The organism is Flagellimonas allohymeniacidonis (genome assembly GCF_004296335.1).
Classification (GTDB): domain Bacteria; phylum Bacteroidota; class Bacteroidia; order Flavobacteriales; family Flavobacteriaceae; genus Flagellimonas; species Flagellimonas allohymeniacidonis.
Map to the genome: position 1 here is coordinate 1,541,837 of NZ_SGIU01000002.1, position 24,811 is coordinate 1,566,647.

Annotated in this window: 23 protein-coding genes; 6 read left to right on the forward strand and 17 right to left on the reverse strand. The window is 42.4% G+C overall.

The window, feature by feature from the left end:
* Nucleotides 1-25: 25 nt before the first annotated feature.
* The 3 genes from lpxB to surE are packed head-to-tail and all read right to left on the reverse strand — an operon-like array spanning nt 26 to nt 2,210.
* Nucleotides 26-1,138, reverse strand: a complete 1,113-nt coding sequence (lpxB, locus tag EW142_RS15475) for a lipid-A-disaccharide synthase (RefSeq protein WP_130615412.1) — start codon at nt 1,136-1,138, stop codon at nt 26-28.
* Nucleotides 1,139-1,153: 15 nt separating this feature from the next.
* Entirely contained in the window at nt 1,154-1,441 is a 288-nt protein-coding gene (locus EW142_RS15480) for a hypothetical protein (RefSeq protein WP_130615414.1), read from the reverse strand.
* Entirely contained in the window at nt 1,431-2,210 is a 780-nt protein-coding gene (gene surE / locus EW142_RS15485; protein WP_130615416.1) for a 5'/3'-nucleotidase SurE, read from the reverse strand. The genes EW142_RS15480 and surE overlap by 11 nt, the downstream gene beginning before the upstream one ends.
* Nucleotides 2,211-2,417: 207 nt before the next feature.
* On the opposite strand from surE, the gene EW142_RS15490 reads away from it, so the two are divergent.
* Nucleotides 2,418-4,526, forward strand: a complete 2,109-nt coding sequence (locus tag EW142_RS15490; protein WP_130615418.1) for a carboxy terminal-processing peptidase — start codon at nt 2,418-2,420, stop codon at nt 4,524-4,526.
* A gap of 83 nt (nt 4,527-4,609) precedes the next feature.
* Entirely contained in the window at nt 4,610-5,410 is an 801-nt protein-coding gene (locus tag EW142_RS15495; protein WP_130615420.1) for a DNA/RNA non-specific endonuclease, read from the forward strand.
* On the opposite strand, the gene rodA is transcribed toward EW142_RS15495, so the two are convergent.
* The 8 genes from rodA to EW142_RS15535 form a co-directional block, all read right to left on the reverse strand.
* Complete coding sequence (gene rodA / locus EW142_RS15500) at nt 5,407-6,690, reverse strand: rod shape-determining protein RodA (protein WP_130615422.1); 1,284 nt, start codon at nt 6,688-6,690, stop codon at nt 5,407-5,409. The two genes, EW142_RS15495 and rodA, sit on opposite strands and share 4 nt — an antisense overlap.
* Nucleotides 6,680-8,548 (reverse strand): peptidoglycan D,D-transpeptidase FtsI family protein, encoded by a 1,869-nt coding sequence (locus tag EW142_RS15505; RefSeq protein ID WP_130615424.1) that lies wholly within the window; start codon nt 8,546-8,548, stop codon nt 6,680-6,682. The genes rodA and EW142_RS15505 overlap by 11 nt, the downstream gene beginning before the upstream one ends.
* Nucleotides 8,549-8,599: 51 nt before the next feature.
* Entirely contained in the window at nt 8,600-9,022 is a 423-nt protein-coding gene (locus tag EW142_RS15510) for a rod shape-determining protein MreD (protein WP_313790925.1), read from the reverse strand.
* Nucleotides 9,023-9,098: 76 nt separating this feature from the next.
* Complete coding sequence (gene mreC, locus EW142_RS15515; protein WP_130615427.1) at nt 9,099-9,914, reverse strand: rod shape-determining protein MreC; 816 nt, start codon at nt 9,912-9,914, stop codon at nt 9,099-9,101.
* 69 nt (nt 9,915-9,983) lie between these two features.
* Nucleotides 9,984-11,012, reverse strand: a complete 1,029-nt coding sequence (locus tag EW142_RS15520; RefSeq protein WP_130615429.1) for a rod shape-determining protein — start codon at nt 11,010-11,012, stop codon at nt 9,984-9,986.
* Between the two features lie 56 nt (nt 11,013-11,068).
* A complete protein-coding gene (purH, locus tag EW142_RS15525) occupies nt 11,069-12,601 on the reverse strand; it encodes a bifunctional phosphoribosylaminoimidazolecarboxamide formyltransferase/IMP cyclohydrolase (protein WP_130615431.1) in 1,533 nt (510 codons plus the stop codon).
* A 92-nt stretch (nt 12,602-12,693) separates the two neighbouring features.
* Nucleotides 12,694-13,152 (reverse strand): GAF domain-containing protein, encoded by a 459-nt coding sequence (locus EW142_RS15530; protein ID WP_130615433.1) that lies wholly within the window; start codon nt 13,150-13,152, stop codon nt 12,694-12,696.
* 50 nt (nt 13,153-13,202) lie between these two features.
* Nucleotides 13,203-15,617 (reverse strand): hypothetical protein, encoded by a 2,415-nt coding sequence (locus tag EW142_RS15535; RefSeq protein WP_130615435.1) that lies wholly within the window; start codon nt 15,615-15,617, stop codon nt 13,203-13,205.
* Nucleotides 15,618-15,781: 164 nt separating this feature from the next.
* Here EW142_RS15535 and EW142_RS15540 point away from each other — a divergent pair, with 164 nt between their 5' ends.
* The 4 genes from EW142_RS15540 to EW142_RS15555 all read left to right on the forward strand — a co-directional run bounded on the left by EW142_RS15540 (nt 15,782) and on the right by EW142_RS15555 (nt 19,594).
* Nucleotides 15,782-16,192: an HYC_CC_PP family protein gene (locus tag EW142_RS15540; protein WP_240740232.1), complete on the forward strand. Its 411-nt coding sequence runs from the start codon at nt 15,782-15,784 to the stop codon at nt 16,190-16,192.
* Between the two features lie 81 nt (nt 16,193-16,273).
* Nucleotides 16,274-18,508 (forward strand): TonB-dependent receptor, encoded by a 2,235-nt coding sequence (locus EW142_RS15545; RefSeq protein WP_130615437.1) that lies wholly within the window; start codon nt 16,274-16,276, stop codon nt 18,506-18,508.
* A 19-nt stretch (nt 18,509-18,527) separates the two neighbouring features.
* Nucleotides 18,528-18,884 carry a heavy-metal-associated domain-containing protein gene (locus tag EW142_RS15550; protein ID WP_130615439.1) on the forward strand — a complete coding sequence of 119 codons (357 nt, stop codon included), beginning with the start codon at nt 18,528-18,530 and terminating at the stop codon, nt 18,882-18,884.
* Complete coding sequence (locus EW142_RS15555) at nt 18,884-19,594, forward strand: heavy-metal-associated domain-containing protein (protein ID WP_130615441.1); 711 nt, start codon at nt 18,884-18,886, stop codon at nt 19,592-19,594. The genes EW142_RS15550 and EW142_RS15555 overlap by 1 nt, the downstream gene beginning before the upstream one ends.
* A 48-nt stretch (nt 19,595-19,642) precedes the next feature.
* On the opposite strand, the gene groL is transcribed toward EW142_RS15555, so the two are convergent.
* From groL to EW142_RS15585, 6 genes are all read right to left on the reverse strand, one after another.
* Nucleotides 19,643-21,277 (reverse strand): chaperonin GroEL, encoded by a 1,635-nt coding sequence (groL, locus tag EW142_RS15560; protein ID WP_130615443.1) that lies wholly within the window; start codon nt 21,275-21,277, stop codon nt 19,643-19,645.
* A 20-nt stretch (nt 21,278-21,297) separates the two neighbouring features.
* Nucleotides 21,298-21,576 carry a co-chaperone GroES gene (locus EW142_RS15565; RefSeq protein WP_130615445.1) on the reverse strand — a complete coding sequence of 93 codons (279 nt, stop codon included), beginning with the start codon at nt 21,574-21,576 and terminating at the stop codon, nt 21,298-21,300.
* A gap of 147 nt (nt 21,577-21,723) precedes the next feature.
* On the reverse strand, nt 21,724-22,092 hold the full coding sequence (gene secG / locus EW142_RS15570) for a preprotein translocase subunit SecG (protein WP_130615447.1): 369 nt from the start codon (nt 22,090-22,092) through the stop codon (nt 21,724-21,726).
* 4 nt (nt 22,093-22,096) lie between these two features.
* A complete protein-coding gene (locus EW142_RS15575; protein WP_130615449.1) occupies nt 22,097-22,990 on the reverse strand; it encodes a hypothetical protein in 894 nt (297 codons plus the stop codon).
* Between the two features lie 4 nt (nt 22,991-22,994).
* Nucleotides 22,995-23,477, reverse strand: coding sequence for an LptE family protein (locus EW142_RS15580; RefSeq protein WP_417935794.1), 483 nt, complete (start codon nt 23,475-23,477; stop codon nt 22,995-22,997).
* Between the two features lie 60 nt (nt 23,478-23,537).
* Complete coding sequence (locus EW142_RS15585; protein WP_130615453.1) at nt 23,538-24,809, reverse strand: sigma-54 interaction domain-containing protein; 1,272 nt, start codon at nt 24,807-24,809, stop codon at nt 23,538-23,540.
* Between the last annotated feature and the right edge of the window lie 2 nt (nt 24,810-24,811).

The following is a 24,811-nucleotide window of genomic DNA, read 5'->3' on the forward strand; positions in this document are numbered from 1 at the left end:
TACTTTTACTTCTTGGAAGCTAAATCTAAGCATTTTTAACGAGTAATTCGGCTGCTTTTTGACTGGCGCCCTTTCCTCCTAATTTATTTTGTAAAGTTTTATAATCTGACAGAATTTGAGCACGTCTTTCACCTTCAAGGATTTTTGAAAGCTCATTCTTCAGATTTTCGGATGTTAAATCGTTTTGAATCAGTTCTTTCACAACCTCTCGGTCCATGATGAGATTGACCAATGAAATAAAATCCAGGGTGATGATTCGCTTCGCTATTTGATATGAAATCCAGTTGCCTTTATAGCAAACCACTTGTGGGACATGAAACAGGGCAGTTTCCAAGGTGGCCGTTCCGCTGGTGACCAAAGCGGCATGGGCATAGCGCAAAAGGGGATACGTTTGGTTGGACACAAAACCCACATTGGAATCCTCGACGAATGAGGCATAAAAGTCATCGGGTAAACTCGGTGCTCCGGCGATTACAAATTGATATTCTGGAAAATTCTTACGAACCGATAGCATGATAGCAAGCATTTTTTGCACTTCTTGTTTTCGGCTTCCGGGGAGAAGGGCGACAACGGGTTTCTCCAAATCCAAATGGTTCTTTTTTCTAAACTCAATTTCATCAGGAATGGGAGTGTTGTCGATGGCATCAATCAAAGGGTGCCCAACAAATTGAACAGGATACCCATGCTTTTTTTCGTAAAATTCCTTTTCGAAGGGAAGAATGACGTACATATGGTCAATATCCCGTTTAATTTTCTTGATTCTACCTTCCCTGGATGCCCAAATTTGGGGAGAAATATAGTAGTTGGTCTGAAATCCTTTAGTCTTGGCCCATTTGGCAATTCGAAGGTTAAAGCCCGAAAAGTCGATAAAAATGATTTTATCCGGTGCAAAAGCCTCAATGTCTGTTTTGCAGAAATGAATGTTCTTAAAAATGGTGGGAATGTTTTTCAGCACCTCAAGAAAACCCATAAATGCCATGTCTTTGTAGTGCTTGGCCAAATCTCCCCCTGCTGACTGCATTAAATCGCCGCCCCAACAACGTATTTGAGCTGATTTGTCCTTTTCTTTAATGGCCTTTATGAGGTTGGAGCCATGCAGGTCTCCCGATGCCTCGCCGGCTATGATATAGTATTTCATTTCAATGGTTCAGGCTCAGTGCAGCAACTTGTAATATAAAATTACCAAAGCTGTCAAAAGCGTGGCAATCATTACACCACGAGCACGAAGGTCTCGTTTTAAGCGCAAAAATCCGAAAAAAGCCACTAAATTAAGAATGGCACCCAATGCCAATAAGCTTCCCACGTGACCTTGTTCAACCGCTGCATTATAGGTTTCGGCTATTCCCAAATCTGAAAAAATCAAAATGTACAATAAGGTTCCCAAGGTGTTGGCAATGATTCCAACAAAAAATCCGATGGCAATTTCTTTTTTACGATTCATTCAAACTCCAGTTGTTAATTTGTGGTATGGCATGGTGCGCTGTTAGGTCGAATTGGGTGGGCACAACCGATACGTACCCTTGTGAAAGGGCCCATTCATCCGTATCCTGTCCCTTGTCCAAAAGCTCAAACTCGCCGCTCAACCAATAATAATCCTTTCCGGTGGGGCTGGTGCGTTTTTCAAATTGCTCTCTCCAATTGGCTCGCGCCTGACGACATATTTTGATGCCGTTCGGCTTTTGATCCAACTTTGGAAAGTTGACGTTTAACACGGTTCCTTTGGGGATGCCATGCATGAGGGCCTGTGATACTATTCTTTTCACGGAATCAAGGGTCGGCTCAAAATTGGCTTCCCAGGAATAATCGCAAAGTGAAAACCCGATGGCAGGAATTCCTTCAATACCTGCCTCAATGGCAGCACTCATCGTTCCGGAATAGATAACATTGATAGAGGAATTTGAACCATGATTGATACCACTGACACAGATGTCCGGTTTACGATCCAAAATTTCTTGAAGTGCCAATTTTACACAATCAGCAGGTGTTCCGCTACAGCTATATTCCAATGGAGCGCCCTCCTGATGATCAATGACCACTTTCTTGGAATACAAGGTGCTATCAATGGTAATGGCATGGCCCATGCCCGATTGCGGGCTATCAGGTGCCACTACGATCACATCGCCCAGCTCATTCATCGCCTTGATCAAGGCCCGAAGACCCGGAGCAGTAATTCCATCGTCATTGGTGACTAAGATCAGCGGTTTTTTCATTTTGCATAATTAAAGGGTCAAAAATACGTTTTTCATAAGGATATGAGACCCTGGAGCGTTTAACAAAAAATTAAGCGGAGCCAAACTATGTGGCACGGTTTTTTCAGTATCTTAGGGAATTCGTACGAATAGGAATGACATTATTGCAATGAGAATTCGACCACTTTTGGTAAAGTTCATTTGCAATTTAAAAAAACATCAATGTTTATGAAAAGGAATTTCACCCTCGCACTTTTGGTAATTCTTGTTGCCGTAGCTTCTTGCAGTTTTACCAATAAGTCTTTTGAAAATGATGATAAGGATAAACTGCTTTTGGATTTGATCACCTACGTTTTGGAGCGCGGGCACTACGAACCAAAAAATTTGAACGATAACTTCTCTTCCAATGTTTTTGATGACTTCATTGACGTTGTTGATCCAACGAAAAGATATTTTCTGGAAAGCGATATTAGGGATTTTGAGAAATACAGATTTCAAATTGATGACGAAATCAAGAATACCGACATTACTTTCTTCAATATCGTATATCAGCGTTTGATGAAAAGAATGTCCGAGGCGGAAGGTATTTATAAAGAAATTCTGGAAGAGCCCTTCGATTATTCCATCCAAGAGACCATAAACATCGACTACAAAGAGCAGGAGTTTGCTGCGAGCAAAAAACAGCTTAAGGAACGTTGGAGAAAGCAATTAAAGTACAACACCTTGGGGGTATATGATAATAAGCTTTCTGAAAATGAAGAAGGAATTTCTAAAGACCAGCTGGAGGCCGAAGCGCGGGAAACCACAGAAAATACACTAAACGACTTTTTTGATTTCATTGGCGATTTAGAGCGTAAGGATTGGTTTGTACAATACATCAACACCATTGTGGATGAGTTTGATCCACATACGTTTTATTTTGCTCCAGATGACAAGGAGAAATTTGACATAGGAATGTCTGGGAAGTTTGAAGGTATAGGGGCGCGACTTCAAAAGAGGCCAGAAGGGGCAAAAGTGGTGGAAATCATTTCTGGTGGGCCGGTTTGGAGAGAACAAAGCTTGGAAGTGGGAGATGAAATTTTGAAAGTTGGCCAACAAGGTGAAGAAGCCATCGATATTGTAGGTATGCGATTGGATGATGCCATTAAGCTGATCAAAGGCCCAAAAGGGACCATAGTTGACCTAACTGTCAGAAAAGTAGATGGTACCGTTCAAGAAGTATCCATAAAAAGAGACGTCGTGGTTCTTGAAGAGTCTTATGCGAAGTCTGCAACCGTTAAAGATGAGGGTAATAAGTATGGTCTTATCAATCTTCCTAAATTCTATGTGGATTTTGAAGATTATACCGAAAGAAATGCAGCCACTGATGTGGCAAAAGAAGTAGAAAGACTGAAGCAAGAGGGTGTTGAGGGCATCATTCTTGACTTGAGGGACAACGGTGGTGGATCTTTAAAAACTGTTGTGGATATGGCTGGATTGTTCATCAAAGAAGGTCCTATCGTTCAGGTAAGGTCTTCCGGACAACGAAAAGAAGTTCATGAAGATAAGGACGAGCGCATTCAATGGGATGGGCCATTGGTAATCTTGGTAAATGAACTTTCAGCTTCAGCTTCAGAAATTTTGGCAGCAGCCATGCAGGATTATAAAAGAGCCGTTGTAATCGGTAGCAAGCAAACCTTTGGAAAAGGGACTGTTCAAAATGTCATTCCATTGGATAATATTGTAAGAAGCAACGAGCATGGTGATTTGGGCGCCATTAAATTGACGACTCAAAAGTTTTATAGAATCAACGGAGGCTCTACCCAGTTGGAAGGGGTAAAAAGCGATATCGTGGTCCCAGACAGATACAGCTATATCGATTTGGGCGAGCGAGATCAATCCAATCCTCTGGGATGGGACAAAATATCAGCTGCGGACTATAAGGTTTGGGATGGTTATATTGATTTTGAGACTACTATTGAGAATAGCAAGAAGCGAATGGCCGACAATCCACAAATAAAGCTTATTGAAGAAAACGCCAAATGGCTAAAGGAGCAGCAAGGAGAGACTGTTGTGTCATTAAACTATGATGCGTACAAAAGAGAGGAACAGAAAGCCAAGGAAAAATCAGAGTATTTCAAAAGTCTTAGGGAATATGATTCCCAGTTGACCTTTGAGTCCCTAAAATATGAGACTGAACTTTTCACAAAAGACTCAGTGCTTCGTGAGAAAAGGGATAGATGGCATAAGAACCTCGCCAAAGACATTTACGTTGAGGAAGCCATCAATGTGTTGAAGGACCTTAAACTGAACAATATTAAAAGCTCTCAACGCAGATTGGCCAGCGTTAAAGGCTGATCCCCAAGAAAACATTTTTATAAAAACCGGCTTCTTCGAGGTCGGTTTTTTTTGTTTCCCAAGTTTTTGCAATTTTATCGCGAATGAAGCGCAAAACAATTTATACCGTTCTGATCATCATCTGTATCATAGGTTTTTGGCTATTCGAGAATTTCTACACACCGGCCAATTATTCAAAACAGGGCAACAAAAATATCACAGCTCCATTGGATGCGGTTTGGTTGCCCAGCAGCACCTATGGTGATATTGTATCCCACGAATTCTTCATGTTATCATACAATGAACCTTATGAGCAGGCTGAATGGGTTGCCTACCCTTTAAAGAAATCCCATTTAACTTACGATGACCGTGAAAGGCCCTATTTCATTGAGGATCCCAAGGTGAAGTCCAAATCGGCGGATTGGAGAAATTATCGAGGTTCTGGGTATGACAGGGGGCACCTATGTCCTGCTGGTGACCGAAGGTTTTCTGAATATGCCTATAACGAGACCTTTTATACAAGCAACATCAGTCCGCAGGATAGAGAGTTTAACGCCGGTATTTGGAATCGGCTTGAACAAAGAACCAGATATTGGTGCAAAAAGTACGGTGATTTGATTGTCATTACTGGAGGCGTTTTAAGACCGGGTTTGGAGGAAATTGGGGAAGAGGATGTGGATGTTCCAGACGCTTTTTATAAAATAATCATCAAAAAAAGGAAGGGATCCCCTGAAATACTTTCCTTTTTGATTCCCAACTGGGAAAGCAACCAACCCCTTCAAAACTTTTTGATTTCCATTGATAAATTGGAAGAAAAAACGGGCTTGAACTTTTTTGAGAAACAAAGCGAGGATTGGCAACAAGAAGTTGAGTCGACCGTCGATACCTCAGGGTGGAGTTTCTAGAGGCCATCGCGCAATCGATTCGAATCCAGCTTCAAAAAGACAAACAACAGCAAGGTAAAAAAGAGCAGCCCCGAGCCACCATAACTAAAAAAGGGCAAGGGCACCCCAATGGTCGGGAGCAGACCAATCACCATTCCAATGTTAATGAAATAGTGAATCAGCAAGATGGAAATTACCCCATAGCCGTACATTCGGCTAAAATCACTTTTTTGTCGCTCCGCCACATGGATCAACCGTAAAAAGAAAACCGAGAATATGACAATCACCAGTGTGGTTCCCAGAAATCCCCATTCTTCACCGACCGAACTAAAAATGTAATCCGTGTGTTGTTCTGGAACAAAATCCCCTTTGGTACGTGTGCCTTCTAAAAAGCCTTTTCCAAAAAAACCTCCTGATTCAATAGCTTTTTCGGATTGATAGGTATTGTACCCTATAGTTTTGCGAATTTCTTCTAGTTTTTTCTCATCCTTTTCCAAACTCAACCAAAGCGCAAAGCGGTCTCTGTGTCTTTGCTCGAAGACATTTTCAAAAACGAAATTAACTGAAAGCGAAAATAAAATTGAAACAACAATCGCGGCACTAAAAGGGAGCAATGGAATCTTGGCAGACTTCTTTTTGAAAACGAAAATGAGCACCGTGATGATTCCCAAGGCAATGCCTATCCATACTGTGCCAAACATTAAAGTGGTAGCGAATAGGACAATGGCCACCAACAAGATAACCAAATAGTACAGCGGAAACCCTTCCCGAAAAAGAACAAAAAACAGAGAAAAATAAATCAGGGAGCTTCCAGGATCGGGCTGGGGTAAAATCAAAAGGGCTGGAAGCAGAATGATGAGAACAGCATACAGTTGGTGCTTTCTGTTTTTAATATCGGTTTGAATATCGCTGAGATATTTGGCCAAAGCCAGCGCTGTGGTCACTTTGGCAAGCTCAGATGGCTGAAGGTTGAAAAAGCCCAGATCATACCAAGATGTAGCTCCAGCTATAGTCTTTCCAAAGGCAAAAAGGCCAATGAGCAAAACAAGGGAAGCAAGATAAAAAATGGGAGCAAAGCGTTCAAAAAAGCTGGTTTCCACAAATAAGACCATAACAATGACAAAGAAAGACAGAACAATAAAAAAGAGCTGCTTGCCGTATAAGGTCGAGAAATCAAACAAAGAGAGGTCGGGGTCGGTCAACGTAGTGGAATAGATATTTATCCACCCAATGAAGACCAAGAGGGAATATAAAAAAACAGTAAGCCAATCAATCCTTCTAACCAGTCCTCTACCAGACATATTCGTTTATCTTGAAGGGTTCCCCGCTGTAGGGTTTTGCATATTCGTGTTCCAAGGTCTTATCAAGCATACGTTTTTCCAAATCTGTTCTAGTGATTTCACCCTTGATATATTTTTCAATCAACAAAGAAGCGATATGGCCCGCATATCGCGCCCCGTAATATCCATTTTCAATATAGACTGCAATAGCAATTTTAGGATTTTCCACAGGAGCAAAAGCCACAAAAACGGAATGGTCCGTGAGTTGCATGCGTTCCCCATTGATACGGACAAAGTTCTCCACGGTACCTGTTTTTCCAGCAATCTCCACATCAGGAATACGAAGCCAGCGGGCTGTTCCATATTTGTAAACATTGGCCATCCCTTTAACAACCGGTTCAAAATGTTGTCTGTCGATTGTGGTGTAACGGGGTTCTGTAAACCGTGGGTCGATTCCCCCATTACCTCCAATACTTTTTATTACATGAGGTGTATAAAAGTATCCCCGGTTCGCTATGGCAGCTGTCATATTGGCTAATTGCAAGGGTGTGGCCGCCACTTCTCCCTGACCAATGGAATTTGAAATGATAAACGAGGAAGACCATCTATTGTCCCCATAGGCTTTGTCGTAATAGGCCTTTCCGGGAATACGTCCCGGTCTTCCTGTAGGAAGGTCTGTTCCTAAATAACCTCCCAATCCGAAGCTCTTCATGTGCTTTTCCCAAACATCCATGCCTTCATCCGTAGTGGTGTATTTGCCATATATTTTTCGGAAGGTTCCTGCAAAATAGGCGTTGCAAGATTGAAAAATTCCAGAGTTCATATCGCGTACACCTCCTCCACAATGGCAGCCTCTTTTTGTGTTGCCCACGTAGAAACCGTTATAACAGGTGAATTTGGTTGACGGTTCTATTACGCCTTCCTGAAGGGCCACAAGGGCATTTAACGTTTTAAATGGTGAACCTGGAGAAGGCTCGGCCAGTATCGAACGATCCCAAGTAGGTTTGGAAATGGTATCGTAATGGAGCTTGGTGTAATTTTTAGAACGCTCGCGACCCACTAACTTGGCAGGATCATAGGTAGGTCCGGAAATCATGGCCAAAATCTCACCGCTTTTAGGTTCGATAGCTACAATTCCACCTCTTTTTCCATGCATAAGGCGCTCGCCGTACTCCTGCAACTTTTTATCTAAAGTTATCAGGATTTCTTTCCCTTGTTTAGGGAGGGTATCCAGCTTACCACTCTTATAGGGGCCTATATCCCGATTGAACCGGTCCTTTTGAATGTACTGTATCCCCTTCCTTCCTCTCAGAACTTCCTCATATTGTTTTTCAATACCCGTTCGACCTTTAAGCTCCCCAGCCACATAGTAGGGATTGTTTCGCAAGTCGTTTTCGTTTACCTCACTGATATATCCTAAAACATTGGCGGCACTATTAGTTGTGTAGTACCTCAATGATCTTTTTTGGATATAGAAGCCCTCAAAATGACGCATTTTTTCTTGGAGACGGGCGTAATCCTCCTTGGAGAGTTGCGGCACCAATACCGAGGGTAGTCGGGGTGAATAAATTCGGGCCTTTCTCATTTTGGCAATGAAATCCGTCTTTTCAACGCCCAAAAGTTTGCAGAACTCCAAAGTATCCAAAGGCTTTACCTCCCGGGGAATGACCATGACGTCATAAGCAGGTTGATTACCCACCATAAGCTCTCCATTTCGGTCGTAAATATATCCACGTTCCGGATAGTCATATATGGCTTTAATGGCTGGATCTTCCAGGGTTTGGTCAGGCGAAAAGCTAAAAAGCTGTAGATAGGATAAGCGGCCTATAAAGGTGAAGCCTATTAGTACCACTATGGAGGAGAGTAAGAATTTTTTCATTGTATTTACGATTCACTAACCCTGTATGAATTTAACGAATGAGTTCTGATTTTATTCGCTTTTTGGACTAAAAAGTGAACTGAACAAAGAACACAAGAATATGGTAACCAGAGAGGTGGCAAATATTTTCTTTAAAATTAGCAGTAAATGCGAAAAACTTAAAATTTCCAAGAAAAAGAATACCATTTGATGCACTAGCACCAATAAGGCCAAAAAAGTGAGTCGTTGCACCTTGGTTGTATTCTTAAAACTGAAGTTTTGAAATTCATAGTTGACCCCAAAGCAAAATCGCATGATTAATGGTCTTGCATATGCCGCCGTCAAAGTGGCCAAAGCATGAAGGGCCAAAGTGTCGGAAAAAAGATCGATGATAAGACCCAATAAAAAGGCCGTCAACATGAAAACCCCACGATTTCCCTTTATGGGATACCAATACAGAAAAATCACGTAGACCATAGGATTGATGAACCCCATGAAGTTTAGGGTGTTAAAAATCAAAACTTGAGTCAAGACAAGTAATATGAACCTGAGGATATTTAAAAAAACCACACTATTCATCCGTTGTCAATGCTTCTAATTCCCGAATTTCCGATTTGTTCCGATTTCTGATAATATAGATGTTTTTGACGTTGGCCATATCATTGAACAGTTCAACGTCAATATTGTAAAAGCTTTTGGAGGCGTTGAGATCATATTTTTTGATAACACCAATAGGGATGTTTTCCGGAAAAATACTCGACATAGCTCCTGTGACAATGGTATCGCCCACAACCAAAGGCACCAATCTGGGAATATCCACTAGTTGAACTATAGTGTAATCCCGGGCATCCCAAACCAATGACCCGAAGTAATTGGTGTTTTTTATTTTGGCGTTGATGTTCGATTTGGTATTCAGCAAACTTTGAACCGTTGAGAAATTGGAAGAGGTATTTTCCACGATGCCCAGAATACCCCTTGTGGTGATGACCCCCATATCCTGTTCCAAACCATGGTTGGATCCTTTATTAATGGTGAGGTAGTTTCTTGGGGAGGCAAAACTGTTTTTTACGATTCGGGCCTCGGTTACCTCAAAATCGATGCTGGCAGTGTCCAGCTGAACCTTGTTTTCTTCATTCGCATTAAACAGAATACGCCGTAAACGTTCATTTTCCTTGACAAGTCTGTCATTTTCCTCTTGCAGTGAGAAATAGGAAGAAACATCAGCCGCAGCGCCATAAATTTTTCCGGTGAGCCATTTGGATGAATTAAAGAATTTGGACTGGTGGTAGGAATGGGACCTTACCGTGATAATCAAAGATATCAATGCCAGAAAGCTATATAAAAAAGCAGTTCTATAGCTTAATATGAAATTGATAATGCGCTGCATTCAATCTGAAGATAAGTAAAATCCAATAGTTTAATAGCATCAAAGCAGGCTCGCAACGGTAAGATTGGGCTATTTAATCAAAATGCTCTTGTATCGCTCCAAATTTTTAAGGGCAATCCCTGTTCCACGTACCACAGCTCGAAGTGGATCTTCCGCAATGTACACTGGCAAATCCGTTTTTTGGGAAAGCCTTCTGTCCAATCCTCGTAGCATCGAGCCACCTCCGGCCAAATAAATTCCCGTATTGTAAATATCCGCCGCAAGTTCTGGAGGGGTTTGGGACAAAGTCTCCATAACCGCATCCTCTACTCGAAGAATACTTTTATCAAGCGCCTTGGCAATTTCACGGTATGATACATGTACCTGTTTTGGTTTCCCCGTAAGCAGATCACGACCTTGAATGGATTTGTCATCCGGTGGGGATTTCAAATCTTCTGTAGCTGAACCAATTTCTATTTTAATGGCCTCGGCCGTACTTTCACCAACATATAAGTTGTGCTGGGTGCGCATATAATAAATGATATCATTGGTGAACACATCCCCTGCAATTTTCACTGATTTGTCGCAAACGATACCGCCCAACGCAATTACTGCGATTTCGGTGGTACCTCCACCAATATCCACAATCATGTTTCCTTTGGGCTGCATAATGTCCAATCCAATACCTATGGCTGCAGCCATAGGCTCGTGTATGAGATATACCTCTTTGCCATTCACACGTTCCGCGGATTCCCGAACCGCTCGCATCTCCACCTCGGTGATTCCCGAAGGAATACAGATTACCATGCGCAATGCAGGTGGGAACCACTTTTTCTTTAGGGCCGGAATGTTTTTGATGAACATATTGATCATCTTTTCCGAAGCATCAAAATCTGCAATTACCCCATCTTTCAATGGCCTGATGGTCTTGATGTTCTCATGGGTCTTTCCCTGCATCATATTGGCTTCCCTTCCTACCGCAATAATTTTACCCGATACCCGGTCCCTGGCCACTATGGACGGACTGTCCACGACCACTTTGTCCAAGTGAATGATAAGAGTGTTTGCAGTTCCAAGGTCGATTGCAATTTCCTCGGTCATGAAATCAAAAAATCCCATAAAAAAGCGTATGTTTTGTTTAAGTTAACGAAAAATTATCGGCTAATGTACTAAAATTAATGCTTAAAATGCCGAGTCCCAGTCATTACCATAGATAGCCCATTTTCGTTACAATAATCCACACTCAATTGGTCCTTGATAGACCCTCCAGGTTGTATCACACTTTTGATGCCCGCTTTGTGCGCAATTTCCACACAATCTGGAAATGGGAAGAAAGCATCGCTCGCCATTACCGCCCCATTGAGATCGAATTTAAAGGAGTTTGCTTTGTGAATAGCTTGATTTAGGGCATCGACTCTAGAGGTTTGACCGGTACCACTTGCACATAGCTGTTTGTTTTTGGCCAACACAATGGTGTTACTTTTGGTGTGCTTGCATAATTTGGAAGCAAAAAGTAAGTCTTCAATTTCCTGTGGGGCAGGCTGCTTTTCAGTAGCGGTTTGCAAGTCTTCCTCCGTATCGGTTTTGAAATCCTTGTCTTGGACCAAAACCCCGTTCAAACAAGTTCTAACCAAAGTGTCAGGCATTTCAACCTCATTTTGGATCAAGATGATCCTGTTCTTTTTCCCTTTTAAAATGTCAAGAGCCTCGTCCGAGTAACTGGGTGCAATGACCACTTCACAGAACAGTTTGTGGATTTCTTCCGCAGTAGGTTCGTCAATGGGGGAGTTGGAAATTAAAATCCCCCCGAAGGCTGAAATAGGGTCTCCCGCCAGAGCATCGACATAGGCTTCCTTTATGGTGTTTCTTGTGGCAAGCCCACAGGCATTGTTATGTTTTAGGATGGCAAAGGTTGGAGCGTCGTTTTTGAACTCACTCATGAGGTTAACCGCGGCATCAACATCCAAAAGGTTATTGTAAGAAAGTTCCTTTCCATGCAATTTGGTGAACATCGCCTCGAAATCTCCAAAGAAAAATCCTTTTTGGTGCGGATTTTCCCCATAACGCAAAACCTGACCTTTTTGCTCACTGATTTTTAAGACTGCCTGATCGTGATTTTGATTGAAATAGTTAAAAATGGCGGTGTCATAGTGTGAGGAAATATTGAAAGCCTTGGTGGCAAACTTCTTTCGTTCCTCAATGGAAGTGGTTCCGTTTCCGTTGGTAATCACATCAAGGAACTCGCCATAGTCCTCCATGGAGGAAACACAAAGCACATCTTTGTAGTTTTTGGCCGCTGCCCTGATCAAGGAAATGCCGCCAATGTCAATTTTTTCGATAATGTCCTGTTCTGAAGCTCCGCTTGCCACTGTTTTTTCGAAAGGATATAGATCGACGATGACAATATCCAGCTGTGGAATTTCGAATTCCTGCATTTGGGCCACATCACCTTCGTGCTCTTGCCGATTTAAGATTCCACCAAAAATTTTGGGATGTAGCGTTTTTACTCTTCCGCCAAGAATTGAGGGATAATCCGTGACTTCTTCAACTGGAATTACGTTTAGCCCTAAATCTCGAATAAATTTTTCGGTTCCCCCGGTAGAGTATAGGGTCACCCCAAGCTCATCGAGCTTTCTTACGATGGGTTCCAAACCATCTTTATGAAATACAGAAATTAAGGCGCTGGAAGCTTTTTTGGCAGTGTTCATCTTTGTGTCTTAAAAATCAATTTCTTAAGCACACAAAAGTAAATTTTTTGTTAGTTAATTCTTTATGGGTTATCAACAAAATGGAGAGAGTTTTAAAGAATCTGAGCTACTTTCTTATTCACAAATTCCAAAAAACGCTCATCTTCTTCTGTAAAAGGGTCAGGGGTATTGGAGTCTATGTCAATTTGCCCAATGTTTTCCCCGTTGACGAATAAGGGGACCACAATTTCCGCCTTTACAGTGATGCTACATGCAATGTAGTTGTCTTGGGCAGCCACATCGGGAACTACAAAATTCTCATTGCTTAGGGCCACTTGACCGCAAATTCCTTTTCCGAATGGAATAATGGTATGGTCCGTTGGCTCACCGGCATAAGGACCGAGTTTAAGTTCTTCCTTATCCCCGTTTCTGAAATAGAATCCAACCCAATCATAATAGGGGATTTCCTCTCTGAGTAGTTGGCAAATATTTAGAAGCCGATCATTAACAGGGATATCTGTCGATTCTATAAGGGAATCAATTTCACTTTTCAAGGTTTCAAAAGATGTCATGGTGCATTTGGTATTAGTCCGAACAAAATTCGACAATAGAGTCAGCAAATTTATTCAAAACTTACGGTTTGGTAATCCGATATTAATGTACCATCGTCGGCGATACCCTCGATAAAGACTTTGGCCCCTTTTTGGGAAAGGGTAGGAACCATAATTTCAGCTTCTCCCTGTTCGTCGGTAATCAACTGTCCCTCCCAATGCAAGGTGCCATAGGATTTAAACTTTGGACTGGAGAAGTTGGCGTACTGGGGATTAAAGAACTGTTTGGGACGTTGAAATCCCTCTGTCGCCAAAAAGGAGGTAAAACGTTCTTTGGGTTTGTCTCCAACGTAGCGCCCATACTTTCGGTAGATATAAATCACTGCTCTGTTTCCCATTTCAATGGGATGATGCGTATAATGAATCTCATCAATTCCTGCCGTGTTAGAGTTCAGTAGATTTGGAGGTAAGTTGTTTATCCCTCTTGAGGGATTATACATAACTACATCATCAACAACAATTACAGGGGGTTTTACTACCGATGGCGTACCATTCTTAGGAAGAATGATACTATTCCCAAGAGGTGTAATTATGGTTCGATATCCTAGATTTTGAAGAACTAACTGTAGTGTAGGCCTTTTTTTGACCTCCTCTGTGGTAATTTTTAATCCATCGAAAATAGCGTCAATTATCCCAATTGGTCTGTGGGTAAGCTTTTTTTCAATTTTATCCTCACTTACGGTTACCCCTTCCAAGGCTATAAGGCGGTCATCTACCAAATAATCCTCTTGGGTAAGTACGGGTAAAGGCTCTTCCTCCTCACCAAGAACACTTTTATTTTTAGCTATCAAGAAGGATTCCGAGAGGGAGATATTTTTGTTTTTATAGGAGGGGATGATTTTCATCGTAATTTCGGGCTCCTCAGTTTTATTGCGGCGATTCAGCAGTGCAGCGTAGACTTTTTCCCCATGATGCAGGGTAACATTATCCAGCTTAAAACTTTTATCATCCTGTATGTCCGTCTGATAGACCTGAGGATGACTCTTTTGGTAGAGTGTCAAGTATTTATCCTTTTCAGGGTTGGCATTTAGCACCTTCCCCGTAATTTGGAAACCATCTTCCAGCTTATATTTTTCTGATGGAGGTGCATCAAAAATATTGCTCCAGTCATACCGACTCCATCCCAGGGTCAATAGCAGGTTGTCCAGTTCGTACTTTTTAATTCTATCAATGTTTTTGAGGTAGTACCGCATATTTTTTAGGGGCCCCTTAACATAGGGTTGAACCAAAAGTGCTGATAATATGGACTGTTCGGCCTCTGTAGATTCTGTGTCTTCGGGCAGAACGGATACACTCAGTCGAGCGTTGGTTTGGGTTTTTGAATAAAGATTGATTTTTAATCCAATGGAATCTCGCTTTAACTCTGTATCTATTTTGGAAACCTTGGCTCTAACAGTATTCAGATTGGCTTCGTTGAATATTAATCGTTCAATGATAGGATTGAGATTTGCATCAAAGACGGTAATAATGTTCACCCCTCTGAGCAATTTGTCCTTGGAAATCATGATGGAATGCTCGGTGTCCTCAAACTGAAAAGCGTTCAAGGTCAGCAGGCCATCTCGGTGAATGGCGAGAAAGTGATCCTTTCCTTTGATTTCTTTGAGGGTCTGGTCATTGGTTTTCATTAAAATGGCCACCTTGTCGTCAAACAGATTATTTACGGAAAGGTTAATGCCATATGGTTTTGCTTTTTCAAGTTTGGCCAAGATTTTTGAACCATTTTTGGGCTGCCCTTCCAAGAAGTAGGTTTGACCCAATAGCGGGATGAATTCAAACTTACCGATACCATCTTCGTTGACCTGAATGGAATTCACCAGTACCGTTCCATTCTCTGAAAACAATCGCAAGGACATTGAGGTGTTCATCTTAGGCCCGTCCAAAAGCTTTAGGCCGACGGTGTTGACGGTATGGGCTACTAAATGCCCTCCTTCGGGCATAATCGCTATTTGTTGCCCGTTTAATCGCTGATCGGCCGATAGTTCGGAATGGGGCGTTGTAAGGGGGCTAACCAATTTCAATCGTGTTGTAAAGGAGTCATCTTCCTTGAAATTCTTCATCCATCGCGTCTGGGCCTTCAAGAAAATTTGTTCGCCACTTATGGTTTTTGGCAGTTGTACATGGCCTGAAGCAATACCGTTTTCAACATTTAGCAGTAGGTCCTCCACCTTTTCTCCTGACTCATCGAAGAGGGCACAAATAAGATTGGTGCTTGTGGATTTCGAAACATTTTCCTTTCGATCGTACAAATAGGCCGTGAACCAAATGGTCTCACCGGGCAGGTAAACTGTCTTGTTGGTATGAACAAAGAGCGTTTCCCGGGGAAGCTCAAAATAGTTTTCGTACGAATCAAGAATTTGGTTTAAAGAGTTCTGAGCAGAGGTAATGGTTGAGAGTAAAAAAGACAGAAGGAGAAGCCGTCGTTTCATAGGATTTTTTCTACAAGATATAATAGAAAAGCCACTTTTTTTGTTTAGAATAAGTTAAAATAAGAACGAAATCTGTATGGATATCAAGGGTTTGAAAAGTTGTCTGATCCCTAAAATTTAGTTAACCAAAAGTGGCGAAAAGTCAAAAATCGTACCTTTGCCGTGTGAAACAGAAGATTTTACAATGGCTTTCCCCATTCATGGCTTTGACCGTGATGCTCTCCACCATTTCGTGGACAGTGGACAAGCACCTTTGTATGGGACGGGTCATGGATGTTTCCTTATTTGTTGAAGCAGAAGATTGTGGGATGGCCGATGCACTTTCAAATTCAGGCCAAGACAGCATGATGAATCATTGTTGCGATGATGAGTCGTTTACCTTATCTGGCCAGGAAGACCTTACACTTACTTGGTTAGACTTTGATTTGGACCAGCAAGTCTTCCTATTTGCATTTTCACACTCATATCTAGATTTATACAGTCCTCAAGTAGAGCCACCCGCTCCTCATGAGGAATATCCACCTCCCTTGTTGGTCAAGGATATACATATCTTGGACCAGGTCTTTTTGATTTGATGTATTGAACCATTGATTGATTCCCGACGCAAATGCGATTCGGGTACACTAGGTTATGCTTAACACAATGATTCAATACAAATGAAACAAATACTCATACTAATATTATGGCTTCCGCTACTGACGACTGCTCAAGAAAAGATTGAGGGCATGGTCATGGAAGCTAATCCCGAGAATAAACATATAGGCCTCTCGGGAGCCAATGTCTACTGGTTGGATTCCCCGATAGGAACAATAACCAGGCAAGACGGAACTTTTACCATTCCCTATGATCCCAAATACGATAAACTGGTTATCAGTTATATTGGGTTTAGGACCGATACGCTTTTGATAGATTCACCTCAAAATGTTCACCATTGGCTGCAACCCTCCAACCAATTGGACGAGGTGGTGGTTGAAAAGAAAAGGGATGCTGTTGAAAAAGCGCTTTTCTCTGCACAAAATGTAATCACCGTGAACAGTGCGGAGCTTTTAAAGGCAGCTTGTTGCAATCTTTCTGAGAGTTTTGAGACAAATCCGGCAATCGATGTGAATTTTAACGATGCCCTCACGGGAACCAAGCAAATTCAAATGTTGGGGCTTACGAGCCCATATTTGCTCATCACTCAAGAAAATATTCCCATGGTGCGCGGAGCTTCACAAACCTATGGGTTGACCTTTACTCCAGGGACTTGGGTCGAAAGTATTCAAATTACCAAAGGCGCCGGAAGTGTAGTCAATGGATTTGAGAGCATTTCTGGGCAAATCAATACCGAGTTGCAAAAACCGTTGACCGATGTTCCTGTTTTTGTAAACGGGTATGCCAACCTAAACGGACGTTTGGAACTAAATACGCATTTGAACACCAAGATTTCGGATAAATGGAGCACTGGGCTATACCTACATGGTAATCGACGGGATGTTGAGGTGGATAACAATGACGATGGTTTTTTGGATACCCCTTTGGCCAATCAAATCAACATTTTGAACCGTTGGCAGTACCAAAACCCGGAAAAAGGCTGGGTGAGCTTTTTTAACGTTCGTTTTTTAAACGATGAGAAACAAGTGGGGGAAACCGGTTTCAACCCTGATACAGATCGCTTTACCACCAATGCGTGGGGCAGCGAAATAGAAACCCAACGGTTCGATGGTTCTGTGAAGGTAGGATATGTTTTTCCTGAATTACCCTTTCAGAGTTTTGGATTTCAGGCTTCCTACAGTAAGCATTCCCAAGATTCCTACTATGGCTTCAATGTTTATGACATTGACCATGAAAGTATCTATTCCAATCTTTTGTTCAACTCCATTCTAGGAAACACTAGGCATAAGTTCAAAACAGGGGTCTCCTTCGCCTATGATGGTTATGATGAGTTGGTCAACGGGAATGTGTTCAGTAGGTCCGATCGTTCGGCAGGCGCATTTTTTGAATACAGCTACACAAATCTTGAAAAGTTGAGTCTTACAGCAGGTGCACGTGTGGATACGCACAACAGGCTTGGTACCTTCTTTACGCCAAGACTTCACGTTCGCTACACTCCCTGGGAAAAAGCCAGTTTAAGGGGCTCTTTCGGATTGGGTAGAAGAGCGGCCAATATTTTTGCCGAAAATCAAAAGTTGTTTGCCTCTTCAAGAACCATTCAGCTCAATGGGAACGGAGGAAACATTTATGGTTTTGATGCCGAAAAAGCAGTCAACTTCGGATTCGGTTTCCTTCAAAGGTTCACCGCATGGAACCGACCTGGTTCTTTTTCTATCGATTTTTACAGAACCGATTTCGACAATCAGGTGGTCGTGGATTGGGAAAATCCAAGTGAGGTTCGTTTTTCAAACTTAGAGGGGAAAAGCTTTGCCAATAGTTTGCAGGTGGAGCTGAATCAGGAGGTACTACCCAATGTTGAGCTTCGTATGGCCTATAAGTATTATGACGTAAAGACCGACTATCAAACGGGGCTAATGCAAAAGCCCTTGCAGGCACAACATCGCTATTTTGCCAATGTTGGGTATAATACCCAACCGAAAGAGAACGGATCCCAATGGCGATTTGACTATACATTCAATTTACTGGGAGAGCAGCGTTTGCCTAGCAGTTCGGTGGACATACCCAACTTCCAATTTGGGGATTTTGCTGAAGGGTATAGTTTAATGAACGCGCAGGTGACCAAAGTGTTTTCCCGTAAATTTGAAGTGTATTTGGGAGGGGAAAACTTAACCGGTTTTAGACAAGATAATCCGGTTTTGGGGGCTAACGACCCTTTTGGACCGAATTTTGACACTACCATTGTGTTTGCCCCAATATTGGGAAGAATGGTGTATGCAGGATTTCGATTTAAATCATAACAAGAAAAATAACTAAAAAATGAAAAAAGTAATATTAGTATTAGTAGCCATCCTCGTTTCTGTTGTAGGTATGGCTCAGGAGAAAAACAAGAAAATGAAATTTGAGGTGGATGGAAAATGCGAAATGTGCAAGGTCCGTATTGAAAAGGCCGCTTTAAATGTTCCTGGAGTAAAGTATGCAATCTGGGATATTCCGACGCACGAATTGTCTTTGGTCGTGGATGAGCGTAAAACCAATTCCATGGAAATAAAATCGGCCTTGGCAAAAGTGGGCCACGACACCAAGGAATTAAAAGCCACACAGGAAGCCTATGATAATATTCATCCTTGCTGTAAGTATCGTGAGGACGATTCGGACGATAGCGGTAAACATTAATGAAGCACTCGTATTCCATTAAGGGCATGACCTGCCAAGGTTGCGTGGCCTCCGTGAAAGGAAAATTGGAAGGAATCCCAAATGTTCAGGAGGTTGAAGTTAACCTTGAAAAAGGTGAAGCCACCATTTCTATACAGGAACATATCCCAATTGGGGAGCTAAGAGCTTCGTTGCCCGAGAAATATTCCATTGCCGAAAAGGAGAGTGGAATGCTGCATGAAGCAACTTTGGAAGAGACTTCCAAGTGGAAGCAATTGCGACCCCTATTTTTGATTTTCGCCTATCTGTTCGCAGCGGCCTTCTTATTGAATTATAAAGCGTGGGACAGCAGGGAGGCAATGTTGGATTTCATGGGCCTTTTTTACATCGTTTTCAGTTTTTTTAAATTTTTGGACCTGAGAGGGTTCCCAGATAGTTTTCGGATGTATGACCCCTTGGCCAAAGCGGTTCCAGTCTATGGCTGGGTTTATCCCTTTTTGGAATTGGGTCTGGGCCTGTTCTTCTTGATGAGGTTTCAAGTGCAATTGGCTTTGTGGGCAACGGTATTCATCTTGGGGGTGACGACATTTGGAGTCACCAAAACCCTGCTTGACAAAAAGAGTATTCGCTGTGCTTGTTTGGGAACCGCCTTGAAGCTTCCCATGACGGAAGCCACTTTTATTGAAAATGCCATCATGTTGGTGATGGCATTTTGGATGATTTTAGCATAAAAAAACCGCACCCAAAAGGTGCGGTTTTTATTTGATCTATCACTTCAATTACATCATTCCGGGCATTCCACCACCACCTCCCATTGGAGGCATAGCAGGCGCATCTTCCTTAATGTCGGTCAAAGCACATTCTGTGGTCAAAATCATACCGGCAACTGAAGCTGCGTTTTCCAAAGCGATACGCGTCACTTTTTTGGGATCGATGATTCCAGCCTTCATCATTTCAACATACTTGTCAGATTTGGCATCATAACCAAAATCACCTTTTCCTTCAAGAACTTTCGCGACTACAACCGAACCTTCACCTCCAGCGTTTTCAACGATGGTTCTCAAAGGAGATTCAATAGCTCTAGCTACGATTTGAAGCCCTGTGTCTTCATCAGCATTGACAGTGTCTACTTTAGAAAGCACCGACTTGGCCCTCACCAAGGCAACACCTCCACCAGCAACAATACCTTCTTCCACTGCTGCTCTTGTAGCATGCAACGCATCGTCAACGCGGTCTTTCTTTTCTTTCATTTCAACTTCAGAGGCTGCACCTACGTAGAGAACAGCTACACCTCCGGCCAATTTGGCCAAGCGCTCTTGAAGTTTTTCCTTATCGTAATCAGAAGTTGTGGTCTCAATTTGAGCCTTGATCTGATTTACTCGGGTTTTGATATTCTTAGTGGCCCCTGCACCATTAACAATGGTGGTGGTGTCCTTATCGATAGTGATTCGCTCACAAGAACCCAACATATCCAAAGATGCATTCTCTAGAGAGAATCCTCTTTCTTCAGAAATTACAGTACCATTGGTCAAGATGGCGATGTCTTCCAACATAGCCTTTCTTCGATCTCCGAATCCGGGTGCCTTAACAGCTGCAATTTTCAGTGAACCTCTCAATTTGTTCACGACCAAAGTGGCCAAGGCTTCACCGTCAACATCCTCAGCAATGATCAACAAAGGCTTTCCGGATTGCGCAACAGGCTCAAGGACTGGAAGCAAATCTTTCATGGCAGAAATCTTTTTGTCAAACAAAAGGATATATGGGCTTTCCAAATCTGCAATCATCTTCTCAGAATCGGTCACAAAATAAGGTGAAAGGTATCCACGATCGAACTGCATCCCCTCAACAACGTCAACATAGGTATCGGTTCCTTTGGCTTCTTCTACTGTAATGACTCCTTCTTTCCCCACTTTTCCGAAAGCTTGGGCGATTAGGTCTCCAATAGTTTCATCGTTGTTTGATGAGATAGCAGCTACTTGCTTGATTTTTTCAGAAGAATCCCCAACTTTTTTGGATTGTTTGGAGAGGTTTTCCACAATGGCAGTGACAGCTTTGTCAATACCTCGTTTAAGGTCCATTGGGTTGGCACCGGCCGCTACGTTTTTAAGTCCTTCTTTAACAATGGCCTGTGCAAGAACGGTAGCCGTGGTGGTACCATCACCCGCCAAATCATTGGTTTTGGAAGCAACTTCCTTTACCATCTGGGCACCCATGTTTTCCAAGGCATTTTCCAATTCGATTTCCTTGGCCACGGTTACCCCATCTTTGGTAACTTGAGGGGCCCCGAAAGATTTTGTAATGATTACGTTTCTACCCTTGGGTCCTAAAGTAACTTTTACCGCATTGGCCAAGGCATCCACACCTTTTTTCAGACCGTCGCGGGCTTCAATATCAAATGTTATATCTTTTGCCATTTCTTAGTTGATTTCTTTAATTAAACAATTGCTAAAAGGTCGCTTTCACGCATCATCAAGTAATCCACACCATCAAACTTCAATTCTGTACCGGCGTACTTTCCATAAAGCACCGTATCACCAACTTTGACCGTAATGGGCTCATCCTTGGTTCCAGGTCCTACGGCAACAACTTTTCCTTTTTGGGGTTTTTCCTTTGCGGTATCGGGGATGATAATTCCCGAAGCTGTTTTAGTTTCAGCGGCAACGGGTTCGATAAGAACTCTATCCGCTAATGGTTTGATGTTCACTTTAGCCATATTTTCAATTTTTAGGTATTTATTTTAAAAATTCTGCTATCCTTTGGGCAGAAATTATGCCATTGCCAAAAAACTGACATTCTGTTAAAACAAAAATGCCAGCTTGTCATTTAAGCTGGCATCTTGTAAATCGTATGTCATTATCCCTTAGTTAATTGTATCTGCAGGATTGGTGTTGTCAGGAGAAGGTACTTGTTCTGGAACTTCCTCTGGAAGCGTTTCAGGAACAGTGGTCTCCACATCATTGCCATCCAATACTTTGGAACCCGTCTGTCCGAAATTTCCTTTCAAGGAAACATTGGAAAGCAGTATCAAGACAATCAGCAAAGTAGCCAGTGTCCAGGTACTTTTATCTAAAAAGTCTCCGGTTTTCTTTACGCCACCTACCACTTGGTTGCCACTCCCTCCAAAGGAAGAGGAAAGACCGCCCCCTTTTGGATTTTGTACCATGACCACCAACATCAATAGTAGGCAAACAATAATGATCAGTATTAAGAAAATTGTAAATGTACTCATCGCGCTATTCTTTTTCCTTCTGCAGCTTTTTCACCGCCCGAATTTGGTCCGCAAAGAAACCACTTTTTTCTGGATATTTCAAACTCAAAATCTTAAAGGCCTGTATGGCTTTTTTGTACTTTTTCTGCTCAAGGTAAACCTTTGCCAAAGTTTCGGTCATCAACTGACTTTTGTCCATTTTTACCGACTCCTTGATGTTCACCTTGGGCTTGGCATCCTCCCTGGGTACAATTTTGGGATTGTTCTCAATGAACTTGTCCAAAAGCTCAAACTTTTTCTTTTTTGTATCGTCTTTTTCAGCGCTGGACATTTCGTTCTTGGGCTCTTTTTGGGATGTCAATTGCAGCCATTCCGTAAAAGAGTGTTTTTCGGTTTTCGTGAACGGAATGGGTTTGCCCAAATTGAGTTCTGTCTCTGGGCTAGTTGATTCTTCTTCCTTTTTCTCCACAAAATCCTCTTCCTTTACCTCTTTTGAAGCAAAAAGCTTGGGATCAAGGATTTGCTCGGCATGCTCAATGTTCTGTGGTAGGGCACTTTCTTTGGATTCCCCTAGAATTACTTCGGTATCGGGATTGGGTTCTATTTCTTCGGAAACCGCGGTTTTCTCCTCCAATTTAGGAGCCCTGCCCGCCAAGGTATCTGCAATGGTGTTCTGTACAAATTCCTTGGACGTAATATAATCAAACAGTATATCTCTGTCGGATGTATAGGCTGCTGTAGTTTTTAGAGCTCCGTTGTATTTGTAACTGTCCAGATTTTTTAAACCTTTCAAATGAAGTGCCCGGGCTGCTTGAAAGTAAGGATATTCCGCAATCATATCCTCCAACTCCCTGGTCTGCTGTGGAGACAGGATGGTATTTGATTTTTGCAGGATATGTAAAAAATCTGTTACGTTCATGGGCTTACCAGTTTCCGAGGGAAGCGTTAAAAATATCTTGTGTAATCCGTTCAAAAATTTCTTCGTGGGCCTGTGCCTGAATTGCAGTCAACTGGGCGGCTGCATCGAAATCAAAGAAGAAAGAAAATCGCTTTTCAAAGTCGACATCTTCCTTTTTTCGGTTATAGAAACGAACATTGACGCTCATCGTCAAGCGGTTTTGAGCAGTTCTTTGGTCTGCCGTCGCGGTCATGGGAGTTACCCGATACTCCACAATTTCACCCTCGTACAAAAGATCACCGTTGCTGCCTGTCAATGAAAGACTGGTAAGGTTGTTGATCAAATCCTGAAGAGCCAAAGTGAAATCCCTGTCCAAACCGGGAACAATGGTGGAACCCGGACTTTGATCGGCGTAATTTTGAAAAAAGTTGACTTGGAAACTTTCGGCCGTACCGATATCGGCCCCTGAAAAATTATAGGCTCCACACCCACCCATGCTCAAGAGCATGCTTAGGAATCCCAGCCGGATCACTATTTTTCCAATACTTTTTTTGATTTGAATCATTCTTTAAAGATCGTACTGTTTTATTTTTCTATAAAGGGTCCGTTCGGAGATGCCCAACTCGGATGCAGCTGCTTTTCGTTTACCTCGATTACGCTCCAACGATTTTTTGATTAGTTCAATCTCCTTTTCCTGAAGTGATAGGGTCTCTTCCTCCTCTATTTCCTCAGCAAAATGGTATCGGTCCTCGTTGGTTCTGGCAACCGCAACAGGGGCTTCTACCACGGGTTCGGGCAAATGCAGCACCTCTGTTGGGAGACTTTCCTCCTCATGGATTTTCTCGTCTTCACCACCATATATTTTTCGGATAAGGGTTTCATTTTCCTCTTGCACCTTCGAAGTATCATTACTTTTGAGCAATTCCAAAGTAAGCTTTTTAAGATCATTGAGGTCACCTTTCATATCGAAAAGCACCTTATAGAGAATTTCACGCTCATTGCTAAAGTCGCTTTCCTTCTTTTCCTGTCCGATTACAGCGGGAAGATTGCTACTGTTAGCATTGGGCAAATAACTGCTGAGGGTTGCCGCAGAGATGGTCCTATTTTCCTCGAGGACGGATACTTGCTCTGCAATATTCCTTAACTGTCTGATGTTTCCAGGCCAACGGTATTTTAAAAGAAGCTCGATTGCCGATTCTTCCAATCGAATGGTCGGCATCTTATATTTCTGCCCGAAATCTGATGCAAATTTTCGAAACAACAAATGAATGTCATCGCGCCTATCCCTAAGGGGTGGAATGCTAATTTCAACCGTACTCAATCGATAATAAAGATCTTCTCGAAACTTTTCCTTTTTTATGGCCTCGAACATATTGATGTTGGTCGCTGCCACGATTCGCACATCGGTTTTTTGAACTTGCGAAGAACCCACTTTCAGGAATTCCCCGTTCTCCAATACCCGCAACAAACGAACTTGCGTCGTCAATGGCAGTTCTCCAACTTCATCCAAGAATATGGTACCCCCATCCGCTACTTCAAAATAGCCACTTCGGGTTTGCGTCGCTCCGGTAAAGGCTCCTTTCTCGTGTCCAAAAAGTTCACTATCGATGGTTCCTTCGGGAATTGCCCCGCAGTTGACGGCGATGTATTTGGCGTGTTTTCTATGCGAAAGGGAATGTATGATTTTTGGAATGGCCTCTTTACCCACGCCACTTTCTCCCGTGACCAACACGGAAATATCGGTGGGGGCCACTTGAATAGCCTTTTCAATGGCACGGTTGAGCTTCACATCGTTCCCGATGAGCTCAAAACGTTGTTTTATGGATTGAACACTTTCCATAG

Excerpts from the sequence above, each read along its gene's own strand:
- lpxB (WP_130615412.1), bottom strand. The coding sequence starts at position 1,138 with ATGAAATACTATATCATAGCCGGCGAGGCATCGGGAGACCTGCATGGC.
- EW142_RS15480 (WP_130615414.1), bottom strand. The coding sequence starts at position 1,441 with ATGAATCGTAAAAAAGAAATTGCCATCGGATTTTTTGTTGGAATCATT.
- surE (WP_130615416.1), bottom strand. The coding sequence starts at position 2,210 with ATGAAAAAACCGCTGATCTTAGTCACCAATGACGATGGAATTACTGCT.
- EW142_RS15490 (WP_130615418.1), top strand. The coding sequence starts at position 2,418 with ATGAAAAGGAATTTCACCCTCGCACTTTTGGTAATTCTTGTTGCCGTA.
- EW142_RS15495 (WP_130615420.1), top strand. The coding sequence starts at position 4,610 with ATGAAGCGCAAAACAATTTATACCGTTCTGATCATCATCTGTATCATA.
- rodA (WP_130615422.1), bottom strand. The coding sequence starts at position 6,690 with ATGTCTGGTAGAGGACTGGTTAGAAGGATTGATTGGCTTACTGTTTTT.
- EW142_RS15505 (WP_130615424.1), bottom strand. The coding sequence starts at position 8,548 with ATGAAAAAATTCTTACTCTCCTCCATAGTGGTACTAATAGGCTTCACC.
- EW142_RS15510 (WP_313790925.1), bottom strand. The coding sequence starts at position 9,022 with ATGGGGTTCATCAATCCTATGGTCTACGTGATTTTTCTGTATTGGTAT.
- mreC (WP_130615427.1), bottom strand. The coding sequence starts at position 9,914 with ATGCAGCGCATTATCAATTTCATATTAAGCTATAGAACTGCTTTTTTA.
- EW142_RS15520 (WP_130615429.1), bottom strand. The coding sequence starts at position 11,012 with ATGGGATTTTTTGATTTCATGACCGAGGAAATTGCAATCGACCTTGGA.
- purH (WP_130615431.1), bottom strand. The coding sequence starts at position 12,601 with ATGAACACTGCCAAAAAAGCTTCCAGCGCCTTAATTTCTGTATTTCAT.
- EW142_RS15530 (WP_130615433.1), bottom strand. The coding sequence starts at position 13,152 with ATGACATCTTTTGAAACCTTGAAAAGTGAAATTGATTCCCTTATAGAA.
- EW142_RS15535 (WP_130615435.1), bottom strand. The coding sequence starts at position 15,617 with ATGAAACGACGGCTTCTCCTTCTGTCTTTTTTACTCTCAACCATTACC.
- EW142_RS15545 (WP_130615437.1), top strand. The coding sequence starts at position 16,274 with ATGAAACAAATACTCATACTAATATTATGGCTTCCGCTACTGACGACT.
- EW142_RS15550 (WP_130615439.1), top strand. The coding sequence starts at position 18,528 with ATGAAAAAAGTAATATTAGTATTAGTAGCCATCCTCGTTTCTGTTGTA.
- EW142_RS15555 (WP_130615441.1), top strand. The coding sequence starts at position 18,884 with ATGAAGCACTCGTATTCCATTAAGGGCATGACCTGCCAAGGTTGCGTG.
- groL (WP_130615443.1), bottom strand. The coding sequence starts at position 21,277 with ATGGCAAAAGATATAACATTTGATATTGAAGCCCGCGACGGTCTGAAA.
- EW142_RS15565 (WP_130615445.1), bottom strand. The coding sequence starts at position 21,576 with ATGGCTAAAGTGAACATCAAACCATTAGCGGATAGAGTTCTTATCGAA.
- secG (WP_130615447.1), bottom strand. The coding sequence starts at position 22,092 with ATGAGTACATTTACAATTTTCTTAATACTGATCATTATTGTTTGCCTA.
- EW142_RS15575 (WP_130615449.1), bottom strand. The coding sequence starts at position 22,990 with ATGAACGTAACAGATTTTTTACATATCCTGCAAAAATCAAATACCATC.
- EW142_RS15580 (WP_417935794.1), bottom strand. The coding sequence starts at position 23,477 with ATGCTCTTGAGCATGGGTGGGTGTGGAGCCTATAATTTTTCAGGGGCC.
- EW142_RS15585 (WP_130615453.1), bottom strand. The coding sequence starts at position 24,809 with ATGGAAAGTGTTCAATCCATAAAACAACGTTTTGAGCTCATCGGGAAC.